Here is a 25,313-nt window from a genome sequence, read left to right as displayed (position 1 = left end):
AAAATAACGAAAAGAAAAACACACTGACGTAGTGTGTTTTTCTTTTCTAAAGGCTCTTTTCGCAGACATTGTTACTCTTGTATATAAAAGATCCCCAAAGGCTTATTCATCAAGAATGAATCTATATTGCAAAAAGCCACAATTTTCAAGAAAAAATTTAATTAAAAGGAGCAAATATGGACACTGTTTTTAAAACCAAACAAGGAATTTTTAATTACCGAGTAGCAGGCGTATGGATAGAGCAAGACCATCTTCTAATTCATCGAGGAGCAAAAGATTCTTTTTGGTCACTTCCTGGAGGACGGGTGAAATTGGGAGAAGAATCAGCTACAAGCCTAGTTCGCGAGTTTCAAGAAGAATTGAATGTAGAGGTGAAAGCAGAACGATTGTTATGGTCCGTGGAAAATTTTTTCACTCTAAATGAAATGCCTTTTCATGAAATTGGGTTCTTCTATCAAGTTTCATCCCCCCATATCTCGAGATTGTTCCAAAAAAATCCGTTTCATGGATGTGAAGGTGAACACCTCATTTATCAATGGCTCTCATTTGAAAAGCTCAATAGTATTACTCTTCACCCTCAATTTTTAGTGGATGAATTACCTTCATTACCTCGTTCATCAAAGCATATGATCATAAAACAAACGTCAAGCAGCTGAAAATAGTTGCTCCTTGACGTTTGTTTCTTCTATTTTAGTAGGCTGGTATCGCAAAGTTTGTTACTTTTCGTACCCGTCTATAAACGATGATATAGCTTCGTTTCAGGGCATCTTCTCCTCCATTTTGATGTGAATCACCCACAAAATGGAGGAGTCCATCTAAAATAAGACTAAATAGCAATAACCAAGACGAACGTAATCTCCATTAAGTCGCTACATATCCCAATTTTTCAAGCTCTGCAAAAATTGTTTTTAGACGTGGGTTGCCTTCAGCAACAATGTTCCCGTCAAGAACCACCACTGGATAGAAAAGATCTTCCTCAATGACTCGTAGTGAAAAAGCTTTCTTCTCCCCATCTTCAGATGGATCATAAATATCAATGTAGGAGATCGCAAAGGGTTGATCTGGAAATTTCCTAGAAATCGCTGCTTGTAACCACTCATAAGTTTCTTTGGTAGAGGGCATTCCAACACAGCTTGGGCAAATTTGTTCTGCTCCGTAGACGAGAATAGCCGCTTTTTTTTTCATAAAGACTCTCCCCTGATAGTGTTTTCTTTTATTGTAACGAATAGACTGTAAGAAGGAAATGAATTTAGTGAATTGTCGAACACAATTTGCCCAAAAGAGACGTTTTCTTCTTGAAAGGCTATGTTCATAAAGTTTGTTGCTTTTCGTACCAATCTATAATTGGTGATATAGCTTCGTTTCGGAATATCTTTTCGTCTATTTTTGATAGAATGCAACTACAAAAATAGAGAATTCCCGCTACAAAAAGATAAAATAGCAACAATGAATGCAAAGAGAACCTAAAAAACATCCATATTAAAATGGGCTGTTGTCGCAAGTTTGTTGCTTTTCGAACTAGCTCATAATCTTGATATAGTTTTGTTTCAGGGCATCTTTTCGTCTATTTTTATGGAAATCAACAGCAAAATGGGTAATTCCACCTAAACTTAGATGAAATAACAACAATGGATCCGAAAAGATCCTTTAATTAAGAAGGAATGATAGATTTTTTTCGCAATAATTATTATAATAAAGAGAGCAAGGAAAGGAGTCGATAAATATGACTGAAACAGAAATGAAAGAACAAGTATCAGTAGTATTAGATAAATTGCGCCCATTCCTACTTCGTGATGGTGGGGATTGTGAGCTTGTTGATATTGAAGATGGAATCGTAAAATTACGCCTTCTCGGTGCATGCGGTAGCTGCCCAAGTTCAACAATTACACTCAAAGCAGGAATTGAGCGTGCTTTATTAGAAGAAGTTCCTGGTGTTGTTGAAGTAGAACAGGTTTTTTAATTGAAATTTGCCGTTTCCTTACACGAATGTTTAAAGACATTTGTGTTTTTAACACCTTTTCGATTAAAGTAAGTCAAGGCGTGCTTAGGCACGTCTTTTTTGTTGCACTTTTGAAACACTTTGAAAAAAGCACTCGTGACACTCAATCAGCAAGCGTTCGCTCTCTTCCTCAACCCCTCGTCCTGACCGAACGGTTTCATTTTTTTTGCAAGGCAGCTTTCACAAAGATTGTTACTTTTCCAAAACGTTGAATTAGCTAGACTTCAAGGCGTCTTTTCGGAAGGCTATTAGAGCGAAACAGAGGAATATCCTAAGTGTTTTAACCGATGTAATTCAAGGGTGAACTACATTCAACGGCTTTTCACCATCAAGGACGCGGTGAATATTCTGCACACAAAGTCGCATCATTCCTCGACGTGTTTCTTCTGTCGCACTTCCGATATGTGGTAAGAGGACAACATTTGAAAGCGCTACGAGTGGATGCTCACTGCCGATAGGTTCTCGCTCAAATACATCTAACCCCGCCCCAGCAATGTCATTGTTTTTCAGCGCCGTAATCAGTTCGGATTCCTTCACAATGGCTCCTCTCGCGGCATTAATAAAAATTGCACTTTTTTTCATTGCTTTAAATTCCTTTTCTCCAAAAACCCCCCTTGTTTCGGCTGTAAGGGGCGCTAAACAAACGACAAAATCCGCTTGTTCTAATAGCTCTGAAAAGGAAACAAATGAAGCGCATAGACGTTCTTCTTCCTCGGGAATTGACTTACGATTATGATAAATGATTTTCATATGAAAGCCTCTTGCGCGATGAGCAACTGCTTGGCCAATTTCCCCCATCCCAAAAATTCCGATTGTTTTATGGTGAACGTCAGCCCCTGCTAGCATGAAGGGTGACCAATTCGTCCACTCCCCTCTTCTGAGTAAGTCCGAGGCTTCAATCGTTCTTCTCGAGGTCATTAAGATTAATGAAAACACTAAGTCCGCTGTTGTTTCCGTTAATACATCCGGTGTATTCGTCACGAGCACTCCCTGATTGGCCGCCATTTGGACATTCACATTGTCATAGCCGACAGCCATATTTGCCACAATCTTTAGCTTTTTCCCTCTCTGAAGTACTTCCTCGTCCACTTGATCAGATAGCATCGTTAATAAAGCCTGTGCCTTCTCGACCTTTTCAAATAGGACCGCTCGAGGAACAGCGGTATCCTCTTCACTCCACATTTCCACCTCATATTGCTGGGTTAGCAAGCTAAGTTCATCCTCTGGCAGTTTCCTAGTAATATAGACAAAAGGCTTTAAGCACATCATCCCATCCTCCTCTTTCCTGCATTGTAACAACCTAATAGAACACGAGCAAATATTCGTTCATGAAGCGGGCCAAATTTCGATTGCGAACCGCCCTCCTCAAAATCGATATTCATTACGTACTAGGCTGTTTTCGCAAAGGTTGTGCCTTTGCGAAAACAGCCTAAACAATTCAAAAAAGGGAGAATCACTCCTCCCTTTACTTGGTTAACCACTGGATTCTTGGAAGCGATTGGCTCTTTGCTGACACCCCTACTATTTCATAAAAACTTCCTAAAAACCGTTCGTAATCACCCGAATACTTTAAATATCTCGCTAGTTTTTCTTCTAACGTATTCCTACGCTGTTCCGACCCAGAGATAAAATACTCTTCCACACATTCAAAAAAATGAAGAGGAAACACAAGACGTGCATAGGTTAATCGATAGCCAAACGAAGATATTTTCGAAACGGACTCATATTCTTGGGAAAATTTTTGCACATCTGGTCCAAAAGTGCGGTTTCTACTCAAATATTGCCCACGAATATAGTCTGCAATATCCCGACTACAATGATCAAACACCCATTCAAACGGAAAACGTACCCAGTATTGAGTTCCCCAAGTATTGTTTAAAAACCGGTTATGACAAACCGTTCCTGCGTCTTCTGATGTCGGCTCATCATCTAACTCTGTATCCACCAAATATTGAATGCCATTTTCAGCTAAGCCTAAATAATATGGAAACGCATCGATAAGCATTCGTTCGAAGTCATCATTCGGTTCTCGCTGAACCATATCATAGCAGGCTTTCTCCATTTGATCTAGCCGCTTCTCCCACAACCCTTTCCATTCACCAATCCGACTATTGTACGTTATTTTGTCCGGAATAGTCCGACCTCGTTCGTGAAACTTCGCTAGTTTTCTCCCTAGCCTTTTTTCACGTGGAGGCTGCAATTGTTGGTTTTGCAACAATACATAATCTTGTTCATCATGAGTGATCAAGAACTTTTCTTCTTTTGCTTGCACAAAGGAAGATACGTATTTGTCGCCACGCTCACTCAAATGCTGTGCCATCTGATACAATTCCACCAAGTATTCTTGTTCCACATTGGTCACATTGACAATAGTATATAGTACGCCATTTCGAATATACCGCTCATATCCCCCATCTTTTATACTTTGTTGAGCCTGAATACCGAAATATTGGTTTAGTATTTCTTGCAACACATCACCCCTTTTTTGTAGCCCTTACTACATATATATGTAGTAAACCTACCGAGCTTAACCAACTTCATGAATAAATCGTTTCAAATTAGGGAAAAAAGGGAATAGTACTAAATCTAGTTATGATAAAGCTTCATAAATTCGAGGTTTTTGAATCAATTAGTCAGGCTCTTTTCGTATCCATTGTTGCGATTTAACTTAATTATCGATGGAATTCTCCATTATGGTATTGATTTCGTTCAAAAAAAGACGAAAAGATGCCCCAATTCCTATCTTTTTAACAGAATAAATACTACTGCGAAAACAGTTATTAGTGAGGGATAAAATGTAGACCTTTCATTTTCGTACGTAATAGAAGGATCTTTCCGTATACCTCAATGCTATTTAACCTACTACTCGGTGGAATATTCCATACTAGTATGGATTTTGTACAAACATATGCGAAGAGAGGCTACGAAAAGCAACATTTTTTACGAAAACAGCCTAATAGAAAGACTACTATAGAAAGAAAAGGTGAATATGATGAGTGAGAGCAAAATGCATCTATCCGAAGAAACAGCAAGAAAATGGCTACACGAACGAGGAGTAGAAATTCAAGATATTGCTGATCTTGTGATGTTTCTCCAAAAAAAGTACCATCCTAACCTAGATATGGCCGATTGTGTACACAACGTCGAACGTGTCCTTAGGAAACGGGAAGTACAAAACGCCATTTTAACAGGGATTCAACTTGATCGGTTATGTGAAAAAGGGTTATTAGAAGAACCACTTCAATCAATCATTGCCGTTGACGAGGGTTTATATGGCGTAGATGAAGTACTAGCCTTTTCCATCGTTAATGTATATGGTTCCATTGGATTTACCAATTTTGGCTACATCGATAAGTTAAAGCCAGGAATATTAGAGAAACTCAATGATAAATCGTCAAAACAATGTCATACTTTTTTAGATGATATTGTCGGTGCCATCGCTGCAGCTGCTTCGTCGAGGTTAGCACATCGACTTGCTCATGTGGAATAGAGCATTTATCTCCAAAAAGAACCGTCTTTGAGACGGTCCTTTTTGAAGTATAGGGATAGAGAGACGATAAAACCTCTCCCTAAACCGTTCTACACCTTTAAGAACCAAATCAAAAAGCAATCCCCAAAGGATTGCTTTTTGATTTAGGAAATATGCATACTGACTAGACTTTCCATTCACTTAAAGAATGAATAGTGTAGGTTGGTTGAATATCTTTTTGGGTGAGAATTTCTTTTGTTGTCACTCCTGTATGAACGAGTAACGTATCCATCCCAGTTCGGATTCCAGCTAAAATATCGGTGTCGTAGTTATCTCCCACCATGATAGCATTCTCTTTTGGTACATCCAGTACTTTTAACGCCTGCTCCATAATAATCGCTTCCGGTTTCCCAATGAAAATTGGCTGTGTTTGTGTTGAAACCGTAACAACCGATGTTAGTGATCCATTCCCAGGAAGGAGACCACGTTCAGTCGGGATAGCGATATCACCATTCGTTGAAATAAACGTTGCGCCATTTCGAACTCCTAAACAAGCGAGAGCCAACTTTTCATACGTAATCCCACGATCAATGCCGACAACCACATAATCAGGATGTTCATCAACAATCGTTAGTCCTTTTGATTCCACAGCAGAACGGATGCCCTCTTCTCCTATAATATATGCTGTTCCACCTGGTTTTTTGGTTGCCATGTAATTGGCAGTTGCCATTGAAGTGGTGAACACTTGATTTGGTTCTGTAGGAATATCAAATTTACATAGTTTCTCTGCTACTTGCTCCGGCCTTCTAGATGAGTTATTTGTGACAAACAAATAGGGAATTCCTTTGTCTTTTAATCGATGAACAAAATCCCCCGCTTCTTCAATTTTTTCTTTACCGCGATACATCGTTCCGTCTAAATCAATTAAATACCCTTGATAATGTTTCATGTTCTTCTTCCTCTCAAATAATCCCAGAAATAGGGATATACTCTTTTAATAGAATTTTACTCATAGTTATTGTTGCTTCTGTCACCCAGAAAAAAACCAAAAAATTTCATTCTTTTTTATTGGCTCTTTTCGTATGCTATTTTGCTCTTGACACAAAGAAAAAACAGGCAGTAGAGTTTTTTCGATTGATTTCTTCCTATTTATCTAGAAATGAAGAATTTTTCATTAGGAAAAGAGAACGAAATCATACAAGTCACGGGATTCCTTCTTATTCGAAAAGACACAAACTTTGCGAAAATAGCCTTAATTTATAATAAAAACGCTTTCATAACGAAAGCGTTCATTACCTTAATTTCGGAAAGCTGAAACAGGTCCAAGCTCATGAGTTAAATACTCTCTGACATTTGTTGAAAATGAAGTTAACGTTTGCATATGCTGGTGAAAATGCTTAAGAATTAATTCATGATCCACCTTAGTATATTGTTGTACAAGCATTTTCCGGTAAGAAACAATCCGCTTTAACTCAGCAGACATCGCTTCTGTAATAACTTTTTCATCCGTTAAGATCTCGACAATATCCTCATAGCTACCGGGATCGCGCATAATAAATCCATCAATCATACTATTTCCAACATCTAAAATTGCTTCAATTACGATGTGAGTCCATCGTTCAATCGCCGCCTGTTGAAGTGGAGTCGAGATTTCTGGATATGCTTGTATTTGAGCTAATTGTTGATCCATAAATGTCAGCATTTCCTCTATTTTTTCTCTATCAACAAAATACACGTAAATACCCTTCTTTCCTTAAGGTTGTTTTCGCAACGTTTATTATTTTTCATACCTGTCTATACACTTTGATATAGCTCTGTTTCGGAGCATCTTTACCTCTATTTTTGCTGGAATTCAACAACTATATGGAGAATTCCATCTAAGTTAAAATGAAATAAAAACGATGTAGACGCAAAGAGCCTTCCTTAAAATTCTCATTTCTTATTTTAGCACAAAAAAGCTTCAATAACCTTTTTCTGATATGATAGGATGTAGAAGAAATGTGACAAAGAAAGGCTGGATTTAATAATGAATGATCGATTTTTCTTGTATGATGATATGGAAGAGACCAAAACCCGCTTCGTTAGCTTCATGGGTGAAAGCTCGCGATATGACTTAGCCATTATGACCTCTGACCGCTATTATGGTAAAAAACTCGTGCTCGATATTCAAGGTGGACGTTTTGCTATTATTGGTTCAGATGACTTAGAGGAGCCCGATTACTTAGAGCAGGTTTTTAAGCTTTCAAGCGATGAAGGCGATGAGCTCCGTTCTTTTTTAACTGAAATCATTTAACAATATCCCTCCTTCCTCATTTCTGTCAACTTAAACAAGTTTGCTGTATGAATCCCTCTCCTCTTTCCATACTAGAAGAAAGGAGGGCTATAAATGAATTCATTTTCAGACGAAGAAGAGTATCATGATTTCTCCAATGTAGAGGCGCAAAGAAATTTTTTACTTCCCGAACAATTACCTGAGGGTGCGTACGGTAGTCCTCGTGGTAAGCATATGCTAGTGGAAAACAAAACAACTCCTTGGAAAACAGGACTAAGATATTATAGTGCATTTAATTATGAGTTTAAAGGGCTTCACCAAGACCTACCAAGGCAAATGGACGGTGCTCATCCCACTCATGATGATCCTGACCATTAAAAAACAAGTAAGGTCAATGACCTTACTTGCTTTTTATTTTCTTTAATACGAAATAGGCACATCCAAAATTACAGTATTCAAATAAATAATCTTCTAGGGTGGAGATTTTACTATCAAAGGATGATTTTTGATTTTGATCTTCAAAAAAACCTTTCAATCTCAATTGCCCGTATCCCCAATCGCCTACAATATAATCATATTTTGTTAAAATATCACTGTAACGAGCCTTAAATGCTTCATCATCATATCCTTCGCGATATTCTTTCAAAATCTCATAATTTATTTTATTCACTTCAATCATCTTGTTCACCTCTCTCTTGCCATCTTTTCTTTAGGCTCTTTTCGTATACATTGTGGCTAATTTATCTGATTATTGATTCAATGCTTCATTTCACTGTTGATTTCTATCAAAAACAGACGAATCCGAAAAGCCACAAACTTTGCGAAAACTGCTCTTTTATTATTGGCTGCTAATGTTTCTTTTTGAATAGGAGTAAAATTCTACGTTTATGACTTCGTGCTCTTTTCCTATCAACGTTTCATTTCTAAGTATAAAGTAAGGAATAGAACGAAAAAACTTATAGACCTGACCTCGCTTGCCACCATAAAAAAATTCATTTTAATCCCAATAGTGATTTACTTGGGATATGTAAAATAATTTTGCCATGCCTAATTATTCTTTTTTCTAAGTTTCCTTAGTCTCTCCTTAAATTATAACGTATTCTCCATTAATTACTAAGTAGAAAAATAAAAACAATGTTCATCCTAATGAGTGAGGAGGTGCTTACATTGAAGACATCAATGACTATAGCAGGTATTTTATCCTTCACTATCCTAGGAGCAGGTTGCGCTAATAATTTGGCCAACGATAAGGAGCTCTATCATGAAAACGGGAATACAATTAATGTCAGTGATCGTGAAGATATATATAACAGAAATGGCGATATAGTCCCCGGCGAATCCGCAAATTACGGATATGTTCGGCATCAAAAAAGTCCTATTGAAGGCGATACGATGTCCAGTGGAAATTTGTATTCCTTAAACAGAGAAGAAATGGCAGATATTATCAGTCAGCTGGCAGTTACACTACCAAAGGTCAATGACGCTGCCACACTTGTAACAGATGAGGAAGTATTAATTGCCTATCATACGGACGCTAAAGATGACAAAAGTCGCTTTAATGTCGCCGATCAAGTGAAGAAAACTGCTCTATCAGTTATCCCTAGATGGTATCATGTGTACGTAACGGATGATACTATGCTGATGCAAAATGTAGAAAATCTAGCTCCCCTTGATTCTACTTCAGAAGGATCAATGAATCAAATCGACGACGTTGTGAACTTAATGCTCGAAAGTTCACCACAAGGGAGAGATGTTGAAACATCAGAAAACCCGAATGGAGAAATGAACACAGAAAAGAAAGATGATGATGTACACAGCTTGAACCTAACAAAATACAATGGTGCTAAACGGTACAACTTTACCACCCCTGATGCAATGAACTAAAGATTAAAAAAGACGTTGGGTACCCGTTTATCAGAACAATCAAAAGCGCCTTTTAGACTAGACCTTTTCCTACTGTCTATTCTAAAAGGTGCTTTTGATTCATCTTGAGATAAATATAATAGGTTAGCTAAGTTTAAATTAGAAATATCATATGTAGAATTCACTTCGTTCAGAATCATTTGATAATCTTTTGGTTCTAGGTCTAATGGCAGATTTTCAAATAGTCCTCCATTTACACGAAAATCTAATATTAGTGTACAAAAATCTTTACTATCAACTAAATCCATTGCAAATTCTCTAAAAATATTTTCATTTTCGTTAGAGAGCTTTTCATCTGACAATACATAAATTTTAATAACGTTGTTAAATTCTTGAATTTCTTCTTCATTCATGTATTTATATGGTTCTAAATTCAGTTCATCTCGATTTAAAGGTCTTCTTACATCTTCAATAATTTCCTTTGCTTTTCCTTACTCATGAAGATATTTCTAACAGCTATTATCACATACATTGTAGTTATATCATCTAATTTTTGATTAAATCCTCCATCTCACTGTTGAAGTTCATCAAAAATAGACGAAAAAATATTCCACTATATATTTACTAAATGCGCAAAGCAAAGATCATCGCAATAACCGCCTTAAAAAAAGAGATCAGTGGATTTCCACTGACCTCATTTCCCAAGCTATGCTTCTATTTTTGTATCCCCTTGTTCTTGCTTCGCTTTTGCAGCTGCGTTTACTTGCTCATCTGCATGATAAGAAGAACGGACTAATGGGCCTGCTTCACAATGACTGAAGCCTTTTTTCATGGCGATTTCACGTAATTCACCGAATTCATCTGGTGAGTAGTATTTCTGAACCTTTAAGTGTTTTTTTGATGGCTGTAAATATTGACCGATGGCCATAATATCAACATTATGAGCACGTAAGTCTTCCATCGTCTGGATAATTTCTTCCTTTGTCTCACCAAGTCCAATCATTATGCTGGATTTCGTTGGAACTTCTGGTTGTAGCTCCTTCGCCATTCGCAATACTTCAAGCGAGCGATGGTACTTTGCACGAGCACGTACTCTTGGCGTCAAGCGTTCAACCGTTTCAATATTGTGGTTAAAAATATCTGGTTTAGCATCCATTAGCGTTTTTACATTTTCATAATGTCCACCCATATCAGATGGCAAAACTTCAATTGTCGTAAAGGGATTTTTCCTACGAATGGCACGTACCGTTTCAGCAAATACTCCAGATCCTCCGTCTTTTAAATCATCTCGAGCTACAGCGGTAACGACTACATGCTTTAAATTCATCAATTCAACTGATTCTGCTACTCTTTCTGGCTCTTGCAAATCCAACTCAGTAGGAAGTCCCGTTTTCACGGCACAAAAACGGCAAGCACGAGTACAAATTGCTCCAAGAATCATAAAAGTTGCCGTACGGCGAGTCCCCCAACATTCGTGGATATTCGGACACTTCGCTTCTTCGCATACCGTGTTAAGGTTCTTCTCACGCATCATTTTCTTTAAACCTGTATAATTCTCGTTCGTATTTAACTTTATTTTCAACCAATCCGGTTTACGTATGTATTCATCCTTCTTGCTCATCAATCTCATCCCCAATCTAGATTTTCATTGGTACGTTTACAACAAAACATCTATATTTTTAAGAAATACGCAATGCGCCTGAAGCTAGACATCAAAATCATTTATAAAGGCATTTTTGCAAAATTTTTGCTTTTCCAACCAGTCTATAAACGATGATTTAGTTTTGTTTCAGGGCATCTTTTTGTTTATCTTTGAAGTGAATCACCAGTAAAATGAAGAAACAACCCTAAAGTTAGACTAAATAGCAACTATGTATAGAAAAGAGTCTTTAAAAATGACAAAAGTCTTCTTGTGACACTTTATCATACAGAAAAGATGAAAACAAGTGAAGTGGGTTGGCTTCCATTTATTGATATAAATGAATTTCCTTTCTCGTCACACAATAAGGGAAGGAGATAAGAAGCTAGACGAAGGAGGAGGTAAATTTTGAAAAAAGCTCTATATCTTATCGTTCTGCTCTTTTTACTTTCATCCTTGCAACCCTATTCTGTTAATGGAGAAGAATTAAGTGCGGCTGATCATTACCGTTTACGGATGGAACTCTATTCAAAATTCGAAACTACTACACAAATTCCATGGTATTACCTTGCGGCGATTGATCAGTATGAGCGAAGTTGGCGATTTTCAAGGCGTGATATTCCTAATCCTGAGGGAATCATTTCAATTTATATCCCTAAAGAGAAATGGGCAGGTGAATTAAATCCTAATCTGGATGACCAAAACCCAGCATCCATCTCCTTTTTTAACGGCATTGGGCTCGATGGTGATTTAGATGGAAAAGCAGATTCTTTCAATAATGAAGATATTCTAATGACAATAAGTCAGCACATTCTTGCCTTTGGTGTTGACGAAGACAATTTTAAAATCGGCTTATGGAATTACTATAAACGAGATAAAACCGTCGGAATAATCATGGGCAAGGCCAAAATATATCAAACCTATGGAACCATTAAGCTTGAGGATAAAGCCTTTCCCCTGCCCCAAAATTTTAATTATAGCTACCGAAACACATGGGGAGACGCACGTGGTTGGGGTGGAAGAAGAATCCATGAAGGAACCGATATTTTTGCTGACTACGGTGTTCCGGTCCGATCGACCTGTTACGGAATCATTGAAATGAAAGGATGGAACCAATACGGGGGATGGCGTCTAGGTATACGGGATATCAATAACACCTATCATTATTTTGCTCATTTGAATGGATTTGCGAAGGATTTATCGGTTGGTCAAGCCGTTAAGCCTGGTCAACTAATAGGAGGTGTCGGAAGCACTGGCTACGGTCCACCTGGTACATCCGGAAAGTTCCCGCCCCATTTACACTACGGAATGTATAAAGACAACGGCCATACGGAGTGGTCATTTGATTCCTACCCTCACTTACGATTATGGGAGCGTCATGACCGTCAAAAAAGATAAAAGGCGCTTGGAACTAGGTACAAGACGCCTTAAACTTTACCATTGATTTAAGATGGCTTTTTTCGTATACATTGTTGCTCCTAGCACTAAGTCAAATAAATCAAGGATTTTATTCCTATCCGATTAGGTGCTTCAAAAAAAAGAGAGCTTCGATTAAATCGATGCTCTCTTCCATCATTATTTTGCTTTTGATTTTCTGACTGCGTTAGCAATGCTTGCGGCTAAACCGCCCCAAATAACGATAATACCCACTAACATCATTACAATTGCACTCGTATCCATTTAAGATACCTCCTTCTTAGAAACCGGAAGTTCAACTGTATTACGACTCCATGGTTTAGCTGTTAATAAAACCGCTGCGAGCATTGCACCAATTGCAACAGCCCATCCAAAATTGAAGACAAATTCTAATGGATAATCGCCTCCACCATAGCTGTTAATGATACGTTCTTTAATTTTCCCGTACATCATATAACCTAATACAAGTGGTGTGATTAAGCCTAAACAAATTTTCCACCATAGACCTAGTCTAATATCAGACACAGAGTTCGCATGCTGTTGAAGTGGTGTTAGCTGCTTCGCAATCCAAGCGATAAAGACAACTTCAAATAATCCAGCAAGTGCAACACCAAATTGGTTAATAAATTCATCCGTTACATCGAGGAAATTCAATCCTCCTTGAGTCGCGAACAATAAAGAGAGAACAGCAGACAAACCACCACCCACTGCAACTGCTGTTGAACGAGAAACATTAAATTTCTCCGATACAGCTGCAACGAAAGTCTCTACAATCGAGATTAATGAGGAAAGACCCGCAAGTACTAAGCACGTGAAGAAAAGGAATCCAAACAATCCATTAAATGCAGGGAACTGATTGATAATCTCTGGGAATACAGCAAAAGCTAATAATACTCCAGTCATTCTAGCATCTAAATCTGCAAAGGCTACCCCTTGAGATTGCGCCATAAAACCTAAAGCAGCAAAGATACCAAAACCAGCAAGTAACTCAACACTTGAGTTAGCAAATCCTGTAATAAAGGCATTATTCGTTAAATCCGATTTTTTTGGCAAGTAACTAGAATAGGTAATCATAATCGCAAAGGCAATAGATAGGCTAAAGAAGATTTGGCCATAAGCGGCTACCCAAACTGAAGGCTCCATAATTCGTTCCCAATCTGGTTTAAAGAAAGCATTTAATCCCTCTGCAGCACCATCAAGAGTAAGTGCACGAATTACGACAACTAAGAACAAGACTACTAGAGCAGGAATCATGATTTTATTAGCAAGTTCAATTCCTTTTTTAACTCCAGCAAACAATACCCCTAGCGTAATCGCCCAAACAAGAATTAAGGGAATCAAAACACCTGGCACTAAATCTCCCATAACACCTGGATCGGATAACTTTAAGTAGTCTCCAACTAGGAAGCTAACTGGGTTTTCACTATTTTGCCACTGTAAATTAATAGAAAAATAGGCAAAGGCCATAGCCCAAGCAATAATGACAGCATAATATGTCGATATGACAAATGAGATCATCACTTGCCACCATCCCATCCACTCACTACCTTTACTAGCTCTAGCATACGATAATGGAGCGGAACCACGGTGCTTATGACCGATCGTAAACTCGAGAATGAGTAGCGGAATTCCGGCAGTTAATAATGCAAATAAGTACGGTAAAAAGAATGCTCCTCCTCCATTTTCATACGCGACCCCTGGGAACCTCCAAATATTCCCTAAACCAACTGCTGAACCAACAGCCGCTAGAATAAAACCAGCTCTTGTTCCCCACTGTGGGCGATTTTCCATTGACAATTCCCCCCATGTATATCCTAGCACCTATAAATACTAGAATATTACTATTTTTCTGATTATTTAGTATAATCTATCAACAAGTATAATCACGAATCGGTAAAAAGTCAAAGTATTATTTTGTCGAAACCCACTGAATTTCCTATGTTTTTACCGATTAATACAGAACATTTATTATTGCTTGAAAATAATTGCCAAGCTTCGCTGATGAAGATCAATATTTTTTCAATTTTAGATCTCCTCTAAACAAAAAACACCTCAGCCAACAATGGCTGAGATGTTTTACTTAACCGTGCTTTTCTACTCTTCTGCCCATAACGAGCGTATAGGCCACTAATAAGGTAGCTATGGTGATAAGGGCTAGTAATGTACTGCCCGAGAAACCTAATACCAAAAAGCCTAGCGCCGATATGACTGCACCCGTTAATGCATATGGTAGCTGAGTGATCACATGGTCAATATGATTACTACCCGCACCTGTTGATGACAAAATCGTTGTATCTGAAATAGGAGAACAATGATCTCCAAAAACAGCTCCAGCTAGAACGGCCGCAAGGGATGGTAATAGCATCTCAATGTCAGTCGCTGCAACAATTTGTCCAGCAATCGGAAGTAAAATCCCAAAAGAGCCCCATGACGTTCCCGTTGAAAAGGCTATGATACCAGCAACGATAAAGAGTAAAACAGGTAAATATCCTAGTGGAAGATTAGCTTCTTTAACAAGATCCGATAGATATATGCCCGTTCCTAATGAATCAATTAATCCGACAATCATCCAAGCAAAGATCAAAATGTAGATGGCAGGAAGCATTGATTTAATCCCTTCCCACATACCAAGAGAAACTGTGGCAGGGTCCGTCCCTTTAAGAAGGTGTAAAACAAGCGCCACCGCTAGCCCGATTAATCCACCATATAATAACGATGCGGCCACGTCTGTATTTTCTAAAATAACAAAAATATTTGCATCTCCATCATAGCCTGTCCACAGCATAGATCCGATAGTACCTATAACCAAGGCAACGATTGGTAACACTAAGTCTATTACTTTCCCTTTATTACTAACAGGAAGATCATTTTTTAATTCGCCAGGAATTTCTTTTTCATTATCATACACTTCGCCTGTTTTCATAGCTCTATCTTCATGAACTTTCATTTGCCCTAAATCAATGCCACGAACAGTAGTGATAAACACGAGCGCAATAGCCGTGAACACATATAAATTCATTGGAATCATTTGAACAAATGCCGAGAAAGCTGAGTACTCAGATATTTGATATTCCGTAATAATCCCTGCAATGATAGTAATAATATAGGCCCCCCAGCTTGAGATAGGAGATACGACACATATCGGTGCAGACGTTGAATCAATGATATAGGCCAGTTTTGCACGAGAGACATTGTGACGGTCGGTTAATGGACGTGCCACTTGTCCAACCGCAAGTGCATTGAAATAATCATCGATGAAAACAATAATTCCCAGGGTTGCTGCAACAAGTTGTGCGCCAACTCGTGTTTTCACACGCTTCATCGCCCATTCTCCAAACGCGCGTGTTCCACCTGAAAGATTAATAAATGCAGTAATCATTCCGAGTAAAAGCAAAAACAGAATAATATAGACGTACCAAGTATTCAGTTCGCCACCATTGACGAAAATCGCTTTAAAAGAGTTCCAAATAATCGTCAACGTTTCTAAAAGATTGAATTGAGATAAAATGAGGGCTGCCGAAATAATTCCTGTCCCCAACGAAAGAAGTACCCTTTTCGTTAAGACGACCATTAAAATGGCAATGAGTGGTGGTAATAATGAGTAAATTGTGTTTTCCATGTTGTTTTCCTCCTCCTATTTGGTAAGACAGGGAGGGGAACCATTTTGTATGTGTGAAGAAATACAAAAAAGGTAATGATAGAGAAGCTATCATTACCTTAGTAATATAGACATTTCTCCATCACGATCTGTAGCTCCCCATTATAAAGATCAAACATTCCTTTATAATGACAGTGTTACCCTTTTTCAAGATAACCCCAGCAAAGAAGAATTTGACCCTTCTACTTTACTTCGGCAAACGTTCCCTTCAACTGTGATCAACGTTGTCATCCTCACACAGTTTACTCATAACACTTGCATCCTCTACCCCATCGGATTTTGATTAGGATATTATTTAATTTTTTAACATGTCTATTAATATAGCAGTAAATCATTGTATTGGCAATCAATTTGTTCAAATATTTATAGATGAGCCTCTTCCACACGGAAATAGGACAAAGAAAAGGCCAATTACGCCATAAACTAGATACCAAACCATTTTCCAGTGCTTTCTTGTCTAATAGCTCTTTTCATATGCTTTGTTGCACTTGGCACATAGAAAACAGGAAGTAAATTTTTTCGATTGGTCCCTACTATTTATCTAGTAATGAAGAGTTTTTCATTAGGAAATGGGGATGAAGTCATACAAGTCAAAGGTTTTATTCCTATTCGAAAACAGCTTACCTAATAAAGCTGTTCTCACCAAGAATGTTTCTATTTGCAAGAAAAGATTTTTCAATAAGGTTCGATCGTCTATCTTTGAGTGAACTCTTTATCAAGAAGGCGATTCCAAGTTTGAGTGATACTCAATCGAACTAGCAACAATGTATCCGAAATCCAGATGATTTAGCACTCACACCTCGATCAGAAAGTATTGTTTCTACTTTTTCACAAGTATAGTTCCTATTTATTTTTGCTTCTTCGCTATTTAGTATTTAGTCTAAAATCTTGTATAACTGTCAATACTGGGTAGAAACTATGAAAATACCTAGGAGCTGATGGCGTTATGGAAGATTTCCAAGAAGATTTTAATGTATTCGAGGCTGCTTTAGAAATACCTGAACCTTGGTACGTTTTTCATTATGAGTTGGCAAAAGAAGATAAAGAACTTCACATTTATCTTGAATACAGAAAAGGGGCAGATTTCACATGTCCTAACTGTGGATTTTCCAGATGTAAGGTTCACGATATTCAAGATCAGGATCGTACATGGAGGCACCTTGATTTTTGGCAGTACCAAACATTTCTACATGCAAGAATGCCTAGGGTTAAGTGTGAATCATGCGGAAAAATTCGTACGGTTAAAATTGATTGGGCACGACCAGGTACCGGATTTTCTTTGTTATTTGACTATCATGTGCTGTCATTGATGGTTGAAATGCCTGTTGCCGCAGTTGCTCGTAAAGTTGGTGAACACGATACCCGCCTTTGGCGAGTCTTTAAACACTACGTGGATAAAGCGGTTGAAAATATTGATGTATCAAATGTAAAGAGTGTCGCCATGGACGAAACGTCTCGTAAAAGAGGGCACAAATACGTGACATTATTTGTTGACACAGATACGAAGCGAGTCATTTTTGTTACGACTGGAAAAGGAGCAGGTGTGTTACAGGAATTCTGTCAGTTCCTTGATAGTAAAGGGGTTCCTTGTTCTCAAATCAAAGATTTCTGTTGTGATATGTCTCCGTAGTTCATTTCAGGTATAGAGGAGAATTTCCCTGAAGCATCGATTACATTTGATAAATTTCATGTGATGAAATTTATCAACGAAGCAGTAGACAACGTCCGAAGACAAGAACAAGCCACCCAACCCGAACTAAAGAATTCACGATATACATGGCTCAAAAACCAAGAAAATCTTACCGAAAAACAAAAGAATAAATATGTCAAATTGAAGGATATGGATTTAGCAACAGGTCGTGCATACCGTATGAAATTAGGGCTACAAAAAATGTTTTCCAGATCAGCTGGTATCTCAGAATTATACTTTGATGAGTGGTATAGCTGGGCAACTCGATCCCGACTGGAACCAATAATTAAGTTGGCTCGATCTCTAAAGAGGCATAAAATCGGCATATTAAGATGGTTTAAAACAAGAATGACCAACGGACTTCTTGAAGGAATAAACAGTTTAGTACAGGCTGCAAAAAGAAAAGCTCGCGGATATCGTTCTCCTGAAAACTTTATAGCGATGATTTACGCCACAGTAAACAAGATGGACTTGATTATGAGACAATAAATGATTGTCATTCCTTTATTTTGCTCGAACAAAAAAGATTGAGTAACAGTTTGGAGTCATACATCGCTCACAACTGAACCCATTCCCTTGTCCATGAATAAGTATGTCCGTTCAATGGAGTCGATATTCATGTAACAGGTGGTGAATGCAGAGCGAGCAATTGAACTCATTCCCTTGTCCGTTTTTTGATTTTGACCTTGGTGGTAGCTAAGACACAATACTATTAAATTTTGGTCGTGTATGGAGTCTCGTAATTTGTTTTTTCAACACTAAATAGCGAAGAGCCTTATTTTAACTGTATTACAAGTATGGTTGACTTTTCGGAGAGTTGATTGGAGCGGATTACCCTAGAAAATGCCTAAGCAGTTTATTCTAAGGAGTTCTTTCAATGTCCTGAGGATAAACAAGGAGGCACCTAGACCACCAACTGAAATCAACAGCGGGGGTTTAAAGAGATTTATCTTCACAAAAAAGAGCCTCTATTAAAACACCCACTCTTCAAATCTGCGAAAAGTGGGCATTAATTCTTATCATAGTGCATAGCGATATTACAATCCGTTATAACCAAATGAAGTTCTATTTTTAAATCTATTTCATACGTCGAGCTGATGGTTTGACCTTCTTCTTCGATAATTCTCACGACAGGACGATCAGATAAACCTTTATTTTGCTTTGCTATAATTCCTTTTCGTCCGTCACTCAAAACGACCGTTAATCCATTGGGATAGATCGACACCGAGTTGCGGAAGGCCTCTACCACTCTTGTGTCAAACAAGGTACCTGCGCCAGAATAAAGAATTTCCAACCCTTGGTGAGGTAGCATCGCATTTCGGTAAACACGATTTGACGTTACGGCATCAAATACATCAGCTACAGCAATGATTTTGGCAAATGGATGAATGTCTTCTTCTTTTATTCCACGCGGATATCCTGATCCATCTAACCGTTCATGATGTTGAAACGCACAATGAGCAATCGTTAAGGATATGGTATGAAGCTTTCGTAGAATTTCAAAACCATATTCTGAATGACGCTTTACTTCGATAAATTCCTCTTCTGTTAAACGTCCTGGCTTTAAGAGAATCTCTTCAGGGACTAACATCTTCCCGACGTCATGAAGAATGGCACCCATCCCAATCGCTTCTAATTGCTTATCAGAGAGCTTTAACTCCATTCCAATCGCTAACGAATACAACGTCACATTAAAAGAATGTTGGAAAATATAAGAATCATAGGTAAACACGTCCGATAAGACGATTTGAAGATCAGGGTTATCCTTTATACCTCTTAAGACAGTATGAATAATTCCTTTAAAAACTTTTGAATTCTTTTCAAATACTAAAGCATTTGCAGATGCAGATGACTTATTAAGACCTGTAAAGGACGCTTCAATCGTTGAGATAGCTTCTTGCCTAAGCTCACTTGAAACCGGATCCTGAATATAAATTCCGGCTGATTGAACATCTTCAATATAAACATACTGGATGTTTAAATCAACCAAGCGTTGAATCATTCGGGTTGTTACGGAAACACCTGCACGAATAAGTGCTTGCCCTTTAGGACTGTAGACGGATGTTGCAAGTACCATGCCTTTATTTAGATTTCTGGTTGATAGTAGCCTCATAGCATTCTCCTATGAATATCCTTCATTATTCGACAAGTTTTACTAATATCTTCTATTATAAAGGAATCTACCCTCATTGCAATAGTTCCATGAAAGAAACCTGGTATGACTTTTCCAGTCAAAAAAACAGCCTCTTTAGGCTGTTTTAGATCATTTTTAGCAGAGCCTCTCTCCCTATGGTTCCTTGGACAATACCCAATGATTCTGCTTCGATTGTGACCGATTCTAGTGGGGCATCGAGTAGCTGATCAATTGTTTTGACCCCCACTGCTCTTCCAGCTAATACTTTGCGTGCTGCTAATTTTTCATTTAATAACGTAACATCTAATGCACCACACATAATATATCCCTTGTCACTTGATACAACAAGCAAATTGGTTTTAGGGAGTTGAACGGATACCGCTAAAAACGTATGTCCCTCTATCTCAACAGGATATAAATTCACCATCTTTTAACGCTCCTTTCACCATATATGTATGATGAAGAAGCGTTATCAGTGCTGTTTTTTTAGCTTCCACGCCAAAACATCTCGCAAAAATTCTGGCATATAATATTGTTTTTTTGCTCGTTTCAGCTCAGGGAAAAAGTGACCAAAAGTAAACATGTCCGTCGTTCCTAACCGATATTCTTCATGTAACTGGATCTTTTTCCCGTTTACAGACATTTCGTTAAGATTTTCATTAATCGTTAGTCCTTTAAAAACAAAATTCCCCATTACTTTCCCTCTAAACCCTAGTCCTTTCAACTCAAGAGTAGGCCAATCTTTATTAAAGCTTTGCTTGATGACTTCTTTTAGTTCGGCACCTGATAAAGTTATCGCACACGGATTAATTGGATGAGGCAGGAGTGCATGAAGGTCATATTCTGAGACAGAACCCTTTTTTAAGTCTCCCAACACAAGCCCAGAATTAATTAAGGTACAGTCTGCTTTCGTCCATTCATGCACGGCCTCACATAGAAGCATAGGTAAAGAGGATGGATTAAACCAATCTGTGGTAAAATCGCGCTCTATCGTTACAACCTCTTGTTGAAGAAGCTGTTTTCCTCGCTCAACCCACTCGTCAATTTGGTAGTCATCTTGTTGCTCCGCTGGAAGCTCCTCTGTTTTATACACTTGGGCTGTTTTTCTTAAAATGGCCTTTTTTACAGAGTCAATTTTGAGCTCGATGTGACCAATATAATAGCCATACTTCCCCGCAGCCGCAAGAAGAGTTTGATTGACCATTTTTCCTTCTTCGAGTAAGTGATGAGTATGACCTCCTAAAATAACATCAACCATAGGGTGCTCTCTTGCAATCCATTCATCATCCCCTAAGCCTAAGTGAGACATTAATAGGAAACCGTCGACCTCTTTTAAATCATAAATTTCTTTTTCCAATTCATCTAGTGGCGGTGTCATTCTCCATCCTAGTAAATCATAAAAATGCTCGTAATAAGCAGAAATCCCTGCAATACCCAGTTTAAACCCCTGTTTACTTTCCACAATGATATTTGGCTTTGCCCACGCAGGTCTTTCACCGTTTTTTTCGTATAAATTTGCTACAAGAACGTCAAATTTTGCTTTACTGTACAATGTGCTCAAATCTTCATACGAAAATGTAATCCCCTCATTGTTGCCAATCGTGACCGCATTATAACCAACCTCATTCAATAAGGAAATATTTTCTTTTCCTTTTGATCCCTCCGTTAACGGATGCCATTTATCAACGAAATCCCCTAAATCTAACAGGACTACTTCTTCCCCAGCCAGTTCATGCTCTCTTTTTTTGGCTTTTAAAAAGCGCGAGATTTTTGGCCAATTTTCTAAATGACTATGAAGATCATTGGTATGATAAATGTGTATGGTTTCAATCATCAAATCCTCCCCTTACTAACTATCCCATGAACCCTTGATAAATCAGTCTTACTCCAATCACGATTAAAATGATTCTTAACACGCTAACTAGAGAATCTGATTTTAATTTTTTATTTAAAAACGCACCCAGCTTGGCACCAACATAAGCACCAGGAATTAAGGCTAAAGAATACAACCAATTGACGTTTCCTAGAAGAACATGGGTGAATGAACTCACTAGTGCTGATAATAAAATCATAAACATCGATGTGGCAACAGCTACATGTGGTGGAAATAAAAACAGCAAAATCATCGCAGGCACCATTAAAGAACCTCCACCGATTCCAAACAACCCGGAAGTAAAGCCGACTAAAAAGGCAATTCCAACAGCAAGTATCGGCTGCAAGCTATAATTATATGTATTTCCTGCTGCATCTTGAAAATGACGTTCTATCCCTTTTTTTGAAAATGTGATGGGCTTTAATTTATCGCGGAACATTAACACAAGCGATATAAAAATAATAAAAATACCAAAATAAATGTTAAACGATTCCATGTTTAAGTATTGATTCACCCAAGCCCCAAGAATTGCTCCCGGTCCACTCCCTAGAAAAAAGAGAAGACCACTCCGATAATCAACCGTTTTGTGCTTCATATACGCTAGGGTGGAAGATAAACCGGTGAAAATCATAATGACTAGTGATGTCCCTACAGCCACCTGGGGGCTAATTGGTCCGAGCCACGATGTATAATTCGAAAAATAGAGGAGAGCTGGTACGATGATAATACCTCCACCTAGCCCTATTAACGCTCCTAATGATCCTGCTGCTAAACCAATCATCACTAACAAAACCCATTCCATCTCATTCACTCCACTTCTTAAAATAAACCTAATTGTCTTGGATGTAAGTTTTCATATTCAATATTCAGTAGTTTTTCGAAGTGTTTTGCATTATCAGCTGCATCTCCACCTGAATTATTATTAAATAGAATATAGATATCTTGAGAATCCTTGCTTAAAAATTCGATGTACTCTTTCCATACGCCTAACTCCGCTTTATTATAGCGATACAAATAGCGGACGTCTCGCCAGTTCTTTTGTCCTGATGCCCTCCAGCCGTGGAAATTCCGTCCATGAAATCGAACCAAAGTAGCTTTTGGATTTGTCGCTTCAAGGACAATCGGAATAGATCCACTCCCTGCTTGAGGCTCATCACAGATTGAGTGAATCCAATGGGACGATTTCATATACTCAATCGTACTTACACTGTATTTCTTTTGGAACCATGATTGATGACGAAACTCCAATGCGCAGGGAATATCCCCCATTCTTTCTTTACAATAGCGTAAATACGCCACATTCTGTTTTGTACAAGCAAACCAAGGTGGAAATTGAAACAGAACCATCGCTAACTTATTTGCTGCTTGATACGGATGTAAGGACTCGATAAAGGCTGAAAACATTTCCCCTGAAGACTTGAACGGAATCTCACCTCTTTGATGTCCTGTCATTCCTTGATAGGCCTTGACCACAAACCCAAAGTCTTTCGGCGTATGTTTCACCCATTTTTCTGCATTTCGCAGAGGCTGAATGGCATAAAAAGATGCATCTACTTCGACCACTGGAAAATGGGCAGCATATTCGGTTAGTTTCTCATTTGGCTTTATAGAGGAGGGATATAGCGAATCCTGATCGCCCCATCCCGTTACACCAATATAGATCATAATACCACCTCGTTATACGTCTTTATTAGTTTATCATATTCTCATCTTTTCTCCTCAACCAACGTTTTAACCTTCTATTTTGAAACTAGATTAACGGGAGCTACCTAAGATTAGGGGCTACCCTTAATTCATATCCTCTCTCTAACTTATCGACGTTTTTTTTAGTCAAAAAAAACACTTAGCTACTAGCTAAGTGTTTTTCTGAAAATAGGATTATCCGATTGAACCTTCCATCTCGAACTTGATAAGACGGTTCATTTCAACAGCATATTCCATTGGTAATTCTTTTGTAAACGGTTCAATAAAGCCCATGACGATCATTTCGGTCGCTTCTTCTTCTGAAATTCCACGGCTCATCAGATAGAATAATTGCTCTTCTGATACCTTAGACACTTTCGCTTCATGTTCTAACGAGATATTGTCATTGAGAATTTCATTATAAGGAATCGTATCCGAAGTCGACTCATTATCCATAATCAACGTATCACATTCGATATTCGAACGTGCCCCTTCAGCCTTCCGACCAAAGTGAACAATTCCACGGTAAGTTACTTTACCGCCTTGTTTTGAAATCGATTTTGACACGATCGTTGAAGAGGTATTTGGCGCTAAATGAATCATTTTCGCTCCAGCGTCCTGATGTTGACCTTTTCCTGCAAGAGCAATGGATAACGTCATTCCACGAGCACCTTCACCTTTTAAAATAACGGCCGGATACTTCATTGTTAATTTAGATCCGATGTTCCCGTCAATCCATTCCATCGTGGCATTTTCTTCACAAACCGCACGCTTCGTTACAAGATTATAAACGTTGTTCGCCCAGTTTTGAATGGTTGTATATCGGCAATACGCATCTTTTTTGATGATAATTTCAACAACAGCCGAGTGAAGAGAGTTCGTCGTGTAAACAGGTGCTGTACACCCTTCTACATAATGAACATGCGCTCCTTCGTCGACAATTATTAGCGTCCGCTCGAATTGACCCATATTCTCCGAGTTAATTCGGAAATAGGCTTGTAATGGGGTTTCCACTTTTATACCTTTTGGCACATAAATGAACGACCCACCAGACCATACCGCCGAGTTTAACGCTGAAAACTTATTGTCCGTTGGTGGAATAACTTTTGCAAAGTGTTCACGGAAAAGTTCTTCGTTTTCTTTCAAAGCTGAATCCGTATCTTTAAACACAATACCCATTTCTTCTAAATCTTCCTGCATATTGTGGTAAACTACTTCCGATTCATACTGAGCAGAAACACCCGCTAAGTATTTTTGCTCCGCTTCTGGAATTCCTAATTTATCAAATGTTTGCTTGATTTCTTCTGGTACTTCATCCCACGAACGCTCGGATTGTTCAGAAGGTTTGACATAATACGTAATTTCATCGAAGTCTAATGAATTTAAGTCTCCGCCCCATTGTGGCATCGACATATTATAAAAATGCTCTAGTGACTTTAAACGAAAGTCTAGCATCCACTTTGGCTCGTCTTTCATGCGAGAAATTTCTTCAACAATTTCTCGTGTTAAGCCTCGTTTTGAACGAAAGATTGATACGTCTTTATCCTTAAATCCGTATTTATAATCTCCGATCTCTGGCATTTTTTTGGCCATGCTGATTCCTCCATTCCATATTGT

The 25,313-nt window shown here is 38.3% G+C and carries 24 protein-coding genes, 1 pseudogene and 1 riboswitch; of the genes and pseudogenes, 8 read left to right on the top strand and 17 right to left on the bottom strand.

The genetic code is table 11. The features are described from left to right. The first annotated feature begins 176 nt into the window (after positions 1–176). Positions 177–656, top strand: coding sequence for an NUDIX hydrolase (locus tag U8D43_RS06300; protein ID WP_335870324.1), 480 nt, complete (start codon positions 177–179; stop codon positions 654–656). 205 nt (positions 657–861) lie between these two features. Here U8D43_RS06300 and U8D43_RS06295 read toward each other — a convergent pair whose 3' ends face one another. Next, positions 862–1,185: a YuzD family protein gene (locus U8D43_RS06295; protein ID WP_335870323.1), complete on the bottom strand. Its 324-nt coding sequence runs from the start codon at positions 1,183–1,185 to the stop codon at positions 862–864. 538 nt (positions 1,186–1,723) lie between these two features. Between U8D43_RS06295 and U8D43_RS06290 the strand changes: the two genes are divergently transcribed. Then, entirely contained in the window at positions 1,724–1,960 is a 237-nt protein-coding gene (locus tag U8D43_RS06290; RefSeq protein WP_335870322.1) for a NifU family protein, read from the top strand. A gap of 333 nt (positions 1,961–2,293) precedes the next feature. Here U8D43_RS06290 and U8D43_RS06285 read toward each other — a convergent pair whose 3' ends face one another. Continuing rightward, a complete protein-coding gene (locus U8D43_RS06285) occupies positions 2,294–3,268 on the bottom strand; it encodes a 2-hydroxyacid dehydrogenase (protein WP_335870321.1) in 975 nt (324 codons plus the stop codon). 196 nt (positions 3,269–3,464) lie between these two features. Further along, the gene (gene yutH / locus U8D43_RS06280; RefSeq protein WP_335870320.1) at positions 3,465–4,472 is read right to left on the bottom strand and encodes a spore coat putative kinase YutH; all 1,008 of its coding nucleotides are present in this window, start codon (positions 4,470–4,472) and stop codon (positions 3,465–3,467) included. Positions 4,473–4,991: 519 nt separating this feature from the next. Here yutH and U8D43_RS06275 point away from each other — a divergent pair. Continuing rightward, a complete protein-coding gene (locus tag U8D43_RS06275) occupies positions 4,992–5,489 on the top strand; it encodes a phosphatidylglycerophosphatase A family protein (protein ID WP_335870319.1) in 498 nt (165 codons plus the stop codon). Between the two features lie 163 nt (positions 5,490–5,652). On the opposite strand, the gene U8D43_RS06270 is transcribed toward U8D43_RS06275, so the two are convergent. Continuing rightward, positions 5,653–6,417, bottom strand: a complete 765-nt coding sequence (locus tag U8D43_RS06270; protein WP_335870318.1) for a TIGR01457 family HAD-type hydrolase — start codon at positions 6,415–6,417, stop codon at positions 5,653–5,655. 348 nt (positions 6,418–6,765) lie between these two features. Beyond that, entirely contained in the window at positions 6,766–7,203 is a 438-nt protein-coding gene (gene hepT, locus U8D43_RS06265) for a type VII toxin-antitoxin system HepT family RNase toxin (RefSeq protein ID WP_335870317.1), read from the bottom strand. Positions 7,204–7,494: 291 nt separating this feature from the next. Between hepT and U8D43_RS06260 the strand changes: the two genes are divergently transcribed. Both U8D43_RS06260 and U8D43_RS06255 read left to right on the top strand, forming a co-directional pair. Beyond that, on the top strand, positions 7,495–7,761 hold the full coding sequence (locus tag U8D43_RS06260) for a DUF3055 domain-containing protein (protein ID WP_335870316.1): 267 nt from the start codon (positions 7,495–7,497) through the stop codon (positions 7,759–7,761). A 93-nt stretch (positions 7,762–7,854) separates the two neighbouring features. Continuing rightward, a complete protein-coding gene (locus U8D43_RS06255) occupies positions 7,855–8,118 on the top strand; it encodes a cytosolic protein (RefSeq protein WP_335870315.1) in 264 nt (87 codons plus the stop codon). A gap of 22 nt (positions 8,119–8,140) precedes the next feature. Here U8D43_RS06255 and U8D43_RS06250 read toward each other — a convergent pair whose 3' ends face one another. Further along, entirely contained in the window at positions 8,141–8,419 is a 279-nt protein-coding gene (locus tag U8D43_RS06250) for a YutD family protein (protein ID WP_335870314.1), read from the bottom strand. A 479-nt stretch (positions 8,420–8,898) separates the two neighbouring features. On the opposite strand from U8D43_RS06250, the gene U8D43_RS06245 reads away from it, so the two are divergent. Next, complete coding sequence (locus U8D43_RS06245) at positions 8,899–9,624, top strand: YhcN/YlaJ family sporulation lipoprotein (protein WP_442893567.1); 726 nt, start codon at positions 8,899–8,901, stop codon at positions 9,622–9,624. On the opposite strand, the gene U8D43_RS06240 is transcribed toward U8D43_RS06245, so the two are convergent. Then, complete coding sequence (locus tag U8D43_RS06240; RefSeq protein WP_335870312.1) at positions 9,621–10,016, bottom strand: hypothetical protein; 396 nt, start codon at positions 10,014–10,016, stop codon at positions 9,621–9,623. The two genes, U8D43_RS06245 and U8D43_RS06240, sit on opposite strands and share 4 nt — an antisense overlap. Positions 10,017–10,309: 293 nt before the next feature. After that, positions 10,310–11,224, bottom strand: a complete 915-nt coding sequence (lipA, locus tag U8D43_RS06235) for a lipoyl synthase (RefSeq protein ID WP_335870311.1) — start codon at positions 11,222–11,224, stop codon at positions 10,310–10,312. A 426-nt stretch (positions 11,225–11,650) separates the two neighbouring features. On the opposite strand from lipA, the gene U8D43_RS06230 reads away from it, so the two are divergent. Further along, the gene (locus tag U8D43_RS06230; RefSeq protein WP_335870310.1) at positions 11,651–12,640 is read left to right on the top strand and encodes a M23 family metallopeptidase; all 990 of its coding nucleotides are present in this window, start codon (positions 11,651–11,653) and stop codon (positions 12,638–12,640) included. Between the two features lie 177 nt (positions 12,641–12,817). On the opposite strand, the gene U8D43_RS06225 is transcribed toward U8D43_RS06230, so the two are convergent. The 3 genes from U8D43_RS06225 to U8D43_RS06215 all read right to left on the bottom strand — a co-directional run bounded on the left by U8D43_RS06225 (position 12,818) and on the right by U8D43_RS06215 (position 16,277). Next, positions 12,818–12,922, bottom strand: coding sequence for a methionine/alanine import family NSS transporter small subunit (locus U8D43_RS06225; protein WP_335870309.1), 105 nt, complete (start codon positions 12,920–12,922; stop codon positions 12,818–12,820). Continuing rightward, complete coding sequence (locus U8D43_RS06220; protein WP_335870308.1) at positions 12,923–14,449, bottom strand: sodium-dependent transporter; 1,527 nt, start codon at positions 14,447–14,449, stop codon at positions 12,923–12,925. A gap of 289 nt (positions 14,450–14,738) precedes the next feature. Next, positions 14,739–16,277, bottom strand: a complete 1,539-nt coding sequence (locus U8D43_RS06215; RefSeq protein WP_335870307.1) for a Na+/H+ antiporter NhaC family protein — start codon at positions 16,275–16,277, stop codon at positions 14,739–14,741. Between the two features lie 123 nt (positions 16,278–16,400). Beyond that, positions 16,401–16,591, bottom strand: a riboswitch (Lysine riboswitch). Between the two features lie 671 nt (positions 16,592–17,262). Here U8D43_RS06215 and U8D43_RS06210 point away from each other — a divergent pair. Next, positions 17,263–18,495, top strand: a pseudogene (locus U8D43_RS06210) (ISL3 family transposase). Between the two features lie 520 nt (positions 18,496–19,015). Here the strand turns inward: U8D43_RS06210 and U8D43_RS06205 are convergent. The 6 genes from U8D43_RS06205 to sufB form a co-directional block, all read right to left on the bottom strand. Then, positions 19,016–20,119 carry an HD-GYP domain-containing protein gene (locus U8D43_RS06205; RefSeq protein ID WP_335870306.1) on the bottom strand — a complete coding sequence of 368 codons (1,104 nt, stop codon included), beginning with the start codon at positions 20,117–20,119 and terminating at the stop codon, positions 19,016–19,018. A gap of 145 nt (positions 20,120–20,264) precedes the next feature. Beyond that, complete coding sequence (locus U8D43_RS06200) at positions 20,265–20,567, bottom strand: YunC family protein (RefSeq protein ID WP_335870305.1); 303 nt, start codon at positions 20,565–20,567, stop codon at positions 20,265–20,267. A 45-nt stretch (positions 20,568–20,612) separates the two neighbouring features. Then, positions 20,613–21,974, bottom strand: coding sequence for a bifunctional metallophosphatase/5'-nucleotidase (locus tag U8D43_RS06195; RefSeq protein ID WP_335870304.1), 1,362 nt, complete (start codon positions 21,972–21,974; stop codon positions 20,613–20,615). 19 nt (positions 21,975–21,993) lie between these two features. Beyond that, positions 21,994–22,815, bottom strand: coding sequence for a sulfite exporter TauE/SafE family protein (locus U8D43_RS06190; RefSeq protein WP_335870303.1), 822 nt, complete (start codon positions 22,813–22,815; stop codon positions 21,994–21,996). Positions 22,816–22,832: 17 nt separating this feature from the next. After that, positions 22,833–23,678 carry a DUF72 domain-containing protein gene (locus U8D43_RS06185; protein WP_335870302.1) on the bottom strand — a complete coding sequence of 282 codons (846 nt, stop codon included), beginning with the start codon at positions 23,676–23,678 and terminating at the stop codon, positions 22,833–22,835. A 213-nt stretch (positions 23,679–23,891) separates the two neighbouring features. After that, positions 23,892–25,289, bottom strand: coding sequence for a Fe-S cluster assembly protein SufB (sufB, locus tag U8D43_RS06180; protein WP_335870301.1), 1,398 nt, complete (start codon positions 25,287–25,289; stop codon positions 23,892–23,894). Positions 25,290–25,313 lie beyond the last annotated feature (24 nt).

Origin of the sequence: Bacillus sp. 2205SS5-2, from assembly GCF_037024155.1 — a bacterium.
In the GTDB taxonomy this organism is placed as follows: Bacteria; Bacillota; Bacilli; order Bacillales; family Bacillaceae_K; genus Bacillus_CI.
The sequence above is the reverse complement of the archived record's forward strand: the minus strand, read 5'-3'. Positions and strand labels throughout refer to the sequence as shown.